Origin of the sequence: Bacillus sp. EB600 (assembly GCF_024494385.1) — a bacterium.
Classification (GTDB): Bacteria; Bacillota; Bacilli; order Bacillales; family Cytobacillaceae; genus JAEVLT01.
The window spans coordinates 44214-53298 of record NZ_JAEVLT010000031.1 but is presented as its reverse complement, the minus strand read 5'-3'; the positions used below and the strand labels follow the sequence as shown (position 1 = coordinate 53298).

The window sequence follows — 9085 nt, the reverse complement described above, 5'->3', positions numbered from 1 at the left end:
GTAAAAAAGGCGCTTTTCTTATTTCTTAACAAGATCATAAAAATCGGTGTACATTATGTTCAAAATGTACGCCTTTTTGGTGAAAATTCAACCTCTTTTACATATTAAATGGACCAAATTAATTATTTCCACTCATATCGGCGAGCTACGATGGCTGCGTTACCTGTATCAATAGCTTCTTTACAAAACTTGTATTTTTTTAAATTCTTTTGCATGATGGTTCGTTTCATGGTGTCAGCTCCTTTAGATAAGGTTATTATAAATCGTGTAAGTTCTTTTCTTCCTCCATAAATAAAAAGAGCCTAACCAGATAGGTAGACTCTATAATATATATTGTATAGATAAGGCAATCTTAAACTTATAATATTGTTCCACCTCTATTCTTCAGAGACATCTTCTAGACATTTCTCACATTGCGAATAAAGAACACTCACCTTTTCATCCTCGTAGCATTCAATTGTCTTATTGCAATTTTTACAAACGATTGTTACCATATATAAAACTCCTTTCTGATGACAATTTATTAGATTAACAACATGATAAGGCCTACTATTATTAATCTATAATAAAATAACAATTATTATATCGAACCTAATTTTGTCATGTTGCTAAAATTTAAAAACTCAGAAAATGAAAGATGAAAATTTATTTTCTAATTTCTTTCAGTTACCAACTATAGAAGCAGCCTGGGTAACATAACCATTAAAAACCTTTAAGAGTTTTATTCATAACAATCTTTTTCTTCTTAAAGGACCCATTCACGAATGGCTTTGGCCACCCCGTTATTCAGATTACTGCAGGTGACCCAGTCCGCTGTTTCCTTTACGATATCCTGAGCATTCCCCATGGCTACTCCCAGACCAGCCTCCCTAATCATCACAATATCATTCAAGCTGTCACCTACAGCCATAACATTCTCCATCTTCAAACCAAGTAACCCGCAAACTTTTTCAACGGCTTTTGCTTTGTTGATCCCAAGAGCGTTCGCTTCTATATTGGTTGGACTAGAATTACTGATTTCCAAGTTTCCGTTTTCCTTAAGCAGTGTAAGAATATGTGCACGTACATTATCGTCTTCTATGTCAAATCCGAACTTGATCCATTCATGCGAACTTATATCTTCAGGCATCTCCTTCTGCCAGACATAATTACTACTCGCTGCCCAAAATCTCATTTTATGCTTCTGGCTTAAACTATACATCCACTGTACGAGGTCTGATCCAAGAATAGTTCTCTCGACGAGTTCACCTTTATTGTCATATATTTCGCTACCATTGACAGTTATGAGATAGGATGATAGCTCTAATGATTTTGCAATTTCATGGCAGGTTGCAAAGGGCCGTCCAGTACTAACCAAAACTTTGACTCCTTTTTGTTCAACCTCCCTAATGGCGTACCGATTCTCTTCTGGCACCTTTCCTTTATCATTTAGTAAAGTACCATCCAAATCGAGGGCTATTAATTTTATCTCATTGCTTCTTTTTTTCATAGAATAGCCTACCCTTCAAGTTGTAAAGACTATAAATATACATAATTAATGGTGAAAGTGGTTTGGTTAATTAACAGAAAACAAAGGGTTCAACAAATCATACACAATTGACCTCAAAAACCCCATATTCCTTCGACAAATATCTTTATCTAATTAAAGGAGACGGAATAAAATCGTTCCTTTCTACTCTATTCCCAATTGTTTAAGGCTTTTTTTTAGCGGACTTGATTTATGTTCATAATCCCTCTCATTAAGGTTTGTTCTCCTATTACACTTAGTTGTTTATTAGAATATACCTTCGTAAGTCTACCCTAATTTTCTAACTAACCGCGATTGATATTGAACATTAATTTTTATTTCTTGGAATTCGCTTTTTCCACATATATAACAAATTGTCTCCTTAGTAAAAAAAGATCTGCAATGAATACAATATTTTTTCTCCATGGTAGTCATCCTCCTGTTCTAGTTTTAATTATTAAACAAAATGGAAAGCGCTTTCTAAATAAAGATTTGTTAATCACAAAGAAAAGTAAGTCTATCCTAATTTTCTATCTAACTGCGATTGATATTGAACATTAATTTTTATTTCTTGGAATTCGCTTTTTCCACATATATAACAAATTGTCTCCTTAGTAAAAAAAGATCTGCAATGAATACAATATTTTTTCTCCATGGTAGTCATTCTCCTGTTCTAGTTTTAATTATTAAGCAAAATAGAAAGCGCTTTCTAAATAAAGATTTGTTAATCACAAAGAAAAATAAGCAGTGGAACAACCAAAGCTTATATTCCTTAAAAAGCAAAGTTATGTCCTACATGTTAATGGAAGAACAGTGGGGAAAAAAAGAGACAAATAAATAAGAATTTGTCCAGACTGGATATATTTCATTTCCTGTACTATATATCTTGTTATTTTACGTGTGGTAGAACCCGTGCTTTTCTTCCTATCTTGTTCTTTCTCTACTCAAGAATTGCTTTAGTTTCATATGATGTGATTTTATTAACACGAATTTCATGCCTGGCGCCTTCGAAGGGAGTTGCTAACCATATTTCGGCAATACTACGAGCTAAACCTGGGCCGATTACACGTTCTCCCATGGCTAAAATATTAGAATCGTTATGCTCTCTCGTTGCCTTCGCACTGAACATATCATGGACAAGGGCACAACGAATCCCATGTACTTTGTTAGCTGCTATGCTCATTCCAATTCCTGTTCCACAAATGAGGATTCCACGGTCCACTTCGCCGTTTGCCACCTTTTTCGCTACTGGAATCGCATAATCTGGATAATCAACAGAGGTATCACATTCACACCCTAAATCAACATACTCAATATTCAATTCTTCCATTAAAGAGATTATTTCTTGACGAATATTAATCCCACCATGATCACTTGCAATTGCTACTTTCATATTTTATTTCCTCCCATCAACTTATACCTTTATAATTAATTTTCTTTATCCTCATAACATAGACGGCACATTCATGAAGACCAAGAAGAACATTTTATTACCTTGTACTATTTACTAGCTGGACAAATGGTACAAACATTTTTGTTCTCCTTATTTGGTGTACCTTTCTATATAGATAGACTTCTTGCTAAATCGTAGATAGAGAGATCAATTTTATGCTTATCTTTTGCTGCTTGATCAAAGGGTGTATGAATCAATTGACCATTTTTCAATCCCACCATCACACCTTTTTCCCCTTCCGTGAGTATATCTACTGCTTTGGCTCCCATTTGACTGCTCATCATCCGGTCATAAGCGCTAGGAGATCCTCCTCGTTGAATATGGCCAAGAATGGTTACTTTTGTATCAAATCCAGTTTTTTCTTGAATCTCTTTTCCCATTTGAATCCCTACGCCTACACCTACACCTTCGGCGACCACAATAATACTGTGCGTCTTTCCTCGTTGATATCCCTGCTTAATTCGGTCGATTACATCATCCGGATTGTAGTCGGCTTCCGGTATAATAATTGACTCTGCGCCACCGCACATTCCCGCCCATAAGGCAATATCTCCAGCACCGCGACCCATTACCTCAATGACGTAAGTGCGCTCATGAGAAAATGCCGTATCACGAATTTTATCAATTGCTTCTACAGCTGTATTCACAGCAGTATCAAATCCAATCGTATAATCAGTCCCTGCAATGTCATTGTCGATAGATCCTGGGATACCGACTGTTGGAAATCCTTGTTCGGTCAATTTTCTCGCACCTCTAAAAGAACCATCCCCTCCAATAACGATTAAACCATCAATACCCACTTTTTGTAGATTTAGAATTGCCTGTTGCTGTCCCCTAAGTGACTTAAATTCCTCACATCTTGAGGTTTTTAAGATCGTTCCCCCCCTGTGAATAATGTCCCCTACACTTCCTAAACTCATTGGAATAATTTCTCCCTCTATTAAGCCTTTGTAGCCATTTTCTACACCATAAACATCCAGGCCCTTATAGATTCCCCTTCGAACTACCGCTCGAATAGCTGTATTCATTCCTGGTGCATCACCGCCGCTAGTTAATACTGCAATTTTTTTCATTCTTATTTTCCTCCATATTATCACGTATTCAACGTACTAGTTGTTCATTAAAACGTATTTATCGTGCTACAAAAATTCCTAATATATTATGCATAAATACCTCTACAAACGGAACCAACTGAAGCAACCGTTAATATTATAAAAAATGCATCAAGGTTAATTGATTTAAAAAACAAAATCATTGATTCTAATTAATAGTTTCCAGATTCAAAGTTTTAATGAATGTAAGGATTTTATGTGATTCTTATGGTCAAAAAGGGCAGGATCACCATTAGGTGAGTCTGCCCATATCCAAAGTGTTCATCAAACAAATAAATTCCTACCCCTGAATGCTCGGATTTAAGTGAAATTGAGTTTATCTTTCTATTCAAAATCGATTGATATATTATTTTTTTATTCGTAATTTTCTTAATTTTAATAATATAGTAATCTTTTCTCCTGGAATAAGGGTACGAATCCTTAGAGAATCATTTTAAAATGAGAAATAACATTTTTTACTGTAAACCCATATTCTTCTACTACTTTATCTCCTGGTGCTGAGGCTCCAAATTGATCTATAGCAAGGACGTGACCATAATCACCAACATATTTATGCCAACCCATGGAAGACCCCATTTCAATAGCAAGTCGTGTTGGAACATTTTTAGGAAGTATGCTTTCTTTATATGCAATAGATTGTTTTTCAAACCGATCCCAGCTTGGCATGCTAATAACTGAAACATTAATGCCTTCAATTTCAAGGGCCTTTTGCACTTTAATAGCTAAGGTAACCTCAGAGCCGGATGCTAATAACAGACCATCAACGTTTTTTGCTTTCGAAATTACATATGCTCCTTTTTTAACACCCTCATAAGCGGTTTCAGGGTCAACAAATGTTGGTAAATCTTGACGCGTAAGGATGAGCGCTGTTGGTTCTTGTTTACTTTCTAATGCTAGCTTCCAAGCTGCCGCTGTTTCATTTGCATCTGCAGGGCGAATAGTAGAGAGACCGGGCATAGCACGTAAGGATGCCAATTGTTCAATTGGTTCATGTGTTGGTCCGTCCTCTCCTACCGCAATACTATCATGTGTAAATACATAGATTACAGGTAGTTTCATTAATGCAGAAAGACGAATAGCTGGACGTAAGTAGTCGGAGAAAACAAAGAATGTGGCCCCGAATACTTTTACTCCTCCGTGTAGTGCCATTCCATTTACGGCGGCCCCCATTGCAAATTCACGAACTCCAAACCATATGTTACGACCACTGTAGTCTACAGCACTAAAGTTCTCTTCACCTTTCAACAATGTTTTGTTGGAGGATGACAAATCGGCTGATCCACCAAATAATTGAGGAACGCTTCTTGCAAGAGCATTTAACACCTCACCGCTTGAAGATCGGGTTGCAAGCTTATCTTTACCTATTTTATATTGTGGAACATACGCATCCCAACCTTCAGGAAGTTGACCACTTATTGCATTTTTTAATTCCTTTGCAAGTTCTGGATAGGCTTCCTCGTATTTTGCATACAACTCATTCCAATCCTGTTCCTTAGTCCGAGATACTTCTTTTAGTTCCTCAAAATGCAATTTTACTTCTGCTGGTATATAAAAATCCTCTTCATACTCCCAGCCGTAATGTTTTTTCACAAGTTTTATTTCATCTTTTCCAAGTGGTGCACCGTGAGAGTCAGACTTGCCCCCTTTATTTGGTGAACCATAACCAATTATTGTTTTAACCTCTATTAATGTCGGCTGGTCGTCGTTATTCTTCGCCTCTGCTAAAGATTTAGCAATTGCATTGATATCATTGCCATCCCCCACACGAAGTACTTGCCAACCATACGCTTCAAATCGATCTTTAACACTCTCACTAAATGACATATGTAGATCGCCATCAAGGGAAATATCGTTTGAATCGTATAAAACAATTAAACGACCAAGTTTCAGGTGGCCCGCGAGTGAAGCTGCCTCGGCAGATACACCTTCCATTAAATCTCCATCGCCACATATGCTATAAGTGTAATGATCAATTACATTAAAACTATCCCTATTATACGTAGTGGCTAAGTGTCTTTCAGCCATAGCCATCCCAACTGCCATAGCAATACCTTGTCCTAACGGCCCTGTTGTAGCATCAACTCCAGGTGTATGACCGAATTCAGGGTGACCAGGTGTTTTACTACCCCATTGACGGAAGTTTTTTAAGTCTTCTAATGATAACTTATAACCAGTTAAGTGCAATAAGCTGTATAACAGCATAGATCCATGACCTGCAGATAACGTAAAACGGTCGCGGTTAAACCAATTAGGGTTGCTTGGATTATAATTCATAAATTTTGTCCAAAGTGTGTAAGCCATTGGTGCAGAACCCATTGGCATACCTGGATGACCTGATCCAACCTTTTCAATTGCATCTATTGATAGTGTTCTAATTGTATTAATGGATAGCTGATCCAAATTAACTTTTTGATCAATCATAATTATTCCCCTCCCTCTAACACATGACGTTTTAGTTTGTAGCTAAGAGCGACTTTTCCTGTTGGGCTCTACCAGAAGAACCAAACTCACGCATTTTACCTTTTACTGTATCTTTAATTGCCTCACGCGCAGGCCCGAGGAATTTACGTGGATCGTATTCATTTGGCTTAGCTTTTAATACTTCACGAACGGCTTTAGTAGAAGAAATCTGACTCTCTGTATTAACGTTAATTTTTGCCGATCCAAGAGAAATTGCTTTTTTAATGTCCTTTGTTGGAATACCTGTACCACCATGAAGTACAAGCGGAATACCCGTTAATTCCATTACTTCTTTCATCCGATCAAATCCAAGATTCGGTTCACCTTTATATGGACCGTGCACAGACCCTAATGCAGGTGCAAAGCAGTCTACTCCTGTTTCGCGAACCAATTGTTCACATTCAGAAGGTATCGCATACATAGCTTCAGCGTCGTCAACGTTTAGATCATCTTCCTGTCCACCGATACGACCAAGCTCAGCCTCTACTGATACACCAACAGAATGTGCTATTTCTACTACACGTTTTGTTATTTCAATATTTTTTTCTAGTGGATAATGAGATCCATCGATCATCACAGAAGTAAACCCAGCATGAATAGCTTGCACACACATCTCAAGGCTTGGACCATGATCAAGATGAATTGCAACAGGTACAGTCACTTTATATGCTTCCATTAATTCTTTAACCATTGAAACAGTCAGCTTAAATCCACCCATATAACGAGCGGCACCTTCTGATACCCCAAGAATAACAGGCGAATCCTCTTCTTGCGCAGCCTGCAAAATGGCCTGGGTAAACTCAAGATTATTGATGTTAAACTGTCCAACCGCATATTGATTATCTTTTGCATGAATTAACATTTCTTTCATTGAAACTAATGGCATATTCATTTCTCTCCTTTTTTCTTCCATTTAATGAATCTCTTTTTTACATTGAAACTTTTCAGCGAGCAATAGAATGCAATAAAATTCCACTGATCCATTTACTTAAATATTGAATGATATGCTTCAATAAATTGGAATCTTTCACTCATCCCTCTACCTGTAAAGAAAGAGTGCGTAAGCATTAAATTATTTCCTTTTTTTCTAACACCCTTCATCAGCATTCCATCAGTAATTCCTGTTGCTACAAAAAAGCAATCATCTGATTTTACAATTTCATCTAGTGTAAATACCTGTTCTGGATCTGTTAACCCCATCTTTATGCAGCGATCAAATTCCTCTTGATTTTGCGGGACTAGTTGCCCTTGAAAGTCGCCCCCCAAACACTTCAATGCTGTTGCAGCTATTACACCCTCTGGTGCACCACCAGTTCCTACTAATATATCAACTTCTAATTCATTAAGTGCTGTAGCTATCGCCCCAGTTACGTCACCATCAGAGAATAACTTAACCCTAGCCCCCACATCAAAAACCTGTTTAATCAAATGATCATGACGTGGTCTATCCTGAATCATCACTGTTAATTCTGATATGTCTTTTCCTAAAGCTTTAGCAACTGATTTCATATTATCTGTTAAGGAGGCCTGTATGTTAATGTGACCTTTTGCTTTTGGACCAACAGCCAGCTTTTTCATATACATATCTGGAGCATGCAGTAAACTTCCCCTGGAGGATACGGCAATAACAGTAATTGAATTTTCCTGTCCTTTCGACAAGAAAGTAGTTCCTTCAACAGGGTCGACTGCAATATCCACTTGAGGCCCTTTTCTTGTTCCTAGCTCTTCATCAATATAAAGCATGGGCGCTTCGTCCATTTCCCCTTCACCAATCACAATACGTCCACTCATATTAATGAGGTTCATTCGATCACGCATGGCTTCTGTTCCAGCCCCATCAGCATCGTTTTTATTACCTCTTCCAATCCAAGGATAAGAAGCAATAGCTGCTTGTTGTGCTACAGCGAGAAAATCCATAGCTAGTGATTGAACGTATACTTCACTAACAACATTACTATCCAATTTACCCATATCATCACCTCCTATTTTAATTTTCATTTATACAAGCAATAGTATCTTGTATAGTTGTTATCATCTCTACAGTTATAATTATAAATTGTGTAATACCAATATGTAAGTACGCACTTTAATATCATATAGTATCTAAAAATATACTAACAATTAAGATCTGGGGGATAAACGATGGTACATATTGATAAACGTTTATCTGTCAAAAGGGATTGATACTTTTTGTCATTGGTAACAAATGAAAAACGCAAATATTATGGTATCTAGGTAAAAAGAGAAACAAGCGATTTAATGAACTAAAGTCCCTCATGCCGAGTAAGGCCAAAAGTAGGCTTATTAATCAATTGCGAGAGCCCGAAGAAGACCTCATTGTCCATTGTGAAGTCTATCTTGCTCTTATAAGGTGGAATATTCATTAACCGTTAAATGTAGAAATGCATATTCTCGAATCTATGTATGATTGGGGGAAAAACCATATGATGATAAAAAATGAATACATCAAAGTAGACTGACTCCTTGCTCAAAAAAAGTAGGCCCAATATATGAGCTCATTTTAATTCTATAACACCCATATGTAATCTTTAT

Annotated in this window: 7 protein-coding genes and 1 pseudogene; 1 reads left to right on the top strand and 7 read right to left on the bottom strand. The window is 37.0% G+C overall.

The genetic code is table 11. From position 1 onward, the window contains the following. Positions 1-377 precede the first annotated feature (377 nt). The 7 genes from JN080_RS22135 to glpX form a co-directional block, all read right to left on the bottom strand. Positions 378-494, bottom strand: a complete 117-nt coding sequence (locus JN080_RS22135; protein WP_256238148.1) for a GapA-binding peptide SR1P — start codon at positions 492-494, stop codon at positions 378-380. A 251-nt stretch (positions 495-745) separates the two neighbouring features. Further along, positions 746-1489 (bottom strand): Cof-type HAD-IIB family hydrolase, encoded by a 744-nt coding sequence (locus JN080_RS22130; RefSeq protein ID WP_256238147.1) that lies wholly within the window; start codon positions 1487-1489, stop codon positions 746-748. 958 nt (positions 1490-2447) lie between these two features. After that, positions 2448-2900: a ribose 5-phosphate isomerase B gene (gene rpiB / locus JN080_RS22125; RefSeq protein WP_256238145.1), complete on the bottom strand. Its 453-nt coding sequence runs from the start codon at positions 2898-2900 to the stop codon at positions 2448-2450. 167 nt (positions 2901-3067) lie between these two features. Next, positions 3068-4033: a 6-phosphofructokinase gene (gene pfkA, locus JN080_RS22120; protein WP_256238143.1), complete on the bottom strand. Its 966-nt coding sequence runs from the start codon at positions 4031-4033 to the stop codon at positions 3068-3070. A 459-nt stretch (positions 4034-4492) separates the two neighbouring features. Further along, positions 4493-6493: a transketolase gene (gene tkt / locus JN080_RS22115; protein ID WP_256238142.1), complete on the bottom strand. Its 2001-nt coding sequence runs from the start codon at positions 6491-6493 to the stop codon at positions 4493-4495. Between the two features lie 31 nt (positions 6494-6524). Beyond that, positions 6525-7418, bottom strand: a complete 894-nt coding sequence (gene fba, locus JN080_RS22110) for a class II fructose-1,6-bisphosphate aldolase (protein ID WP_256238141.1) — start codon at positions 7416-7418, stop codon at positions 6525-6527. Positions 7419-7516: 98 nt separating this feature from the next. Next, on the bottom strand, positions 7517-8503 hold the full coding sequence (gene glpX / locus JN080_RS22105; RefSeq protein ID WP_256238140.1) for a class II fructose-bisphosphatase: 987 nt from the start codon (positions 8501-8503) through the stop codon (positions 7517-7519). A 194-nt stretch (positions 8504-8697) separates the two neighbouring features. Between glpX and JN080_RS22100 the strand changes: the two are divergent. Further along, positions 8698-9012 (top strand): annotated as a pseudogene (locus JN080_RS22100) (winged helix-turn-helix transcriptional regulator). Positions 9013-9085 lie beyond the last annotated feature (73 nt).

Coding starts and splice junctions, on each gene's coding strand:
- tkt (WP_256238142.1), bottom strand. CDS start 6,493: ATGATTGATCAAAAAGTTAATTTGGATCAGCTATCCATTAATACAATT.
- JN080_RS22130 (WP_256238147.1), bottom strand. CDS start 1,489: ATGAAAAAAAGAAGCAATGAGATAAAATTAATAGCCCTCGATTTGGAT.
- pfkA (WP_256238143.1), bottom strand. CDS start 4,033: ATGAAAAAAATTGCAGTATTAACTAGCGGCGGTGATGCACCAGGAATG.
- rpiB (WP_256238145.1), bottom strand. CDS start 2,900: ATGAAAGTAGCAATTGCAAGTGATCATGGTGGGATTAATATTCGTCAA.
- fba (WP_256238141.1), bottom strand. CDS start 7,418: ATGCCATTAGTTTCAATGAAAGAAATGTTAATTCATGCAAAAGATAAT.
- JN080_RS22135 (WP_256238148.1), bottom strand. CDS start 494: ATGGTAACAATCGTTTGTAAAAATTGCAATAAGACAATTGAATGCTAC.
- glpX (WP_256238140.1), bottom strand. CDS start 8,503: ATGGGTAAATTGGATAGTAATGTTGTTAGTGAAGTATACGTTCAATCA.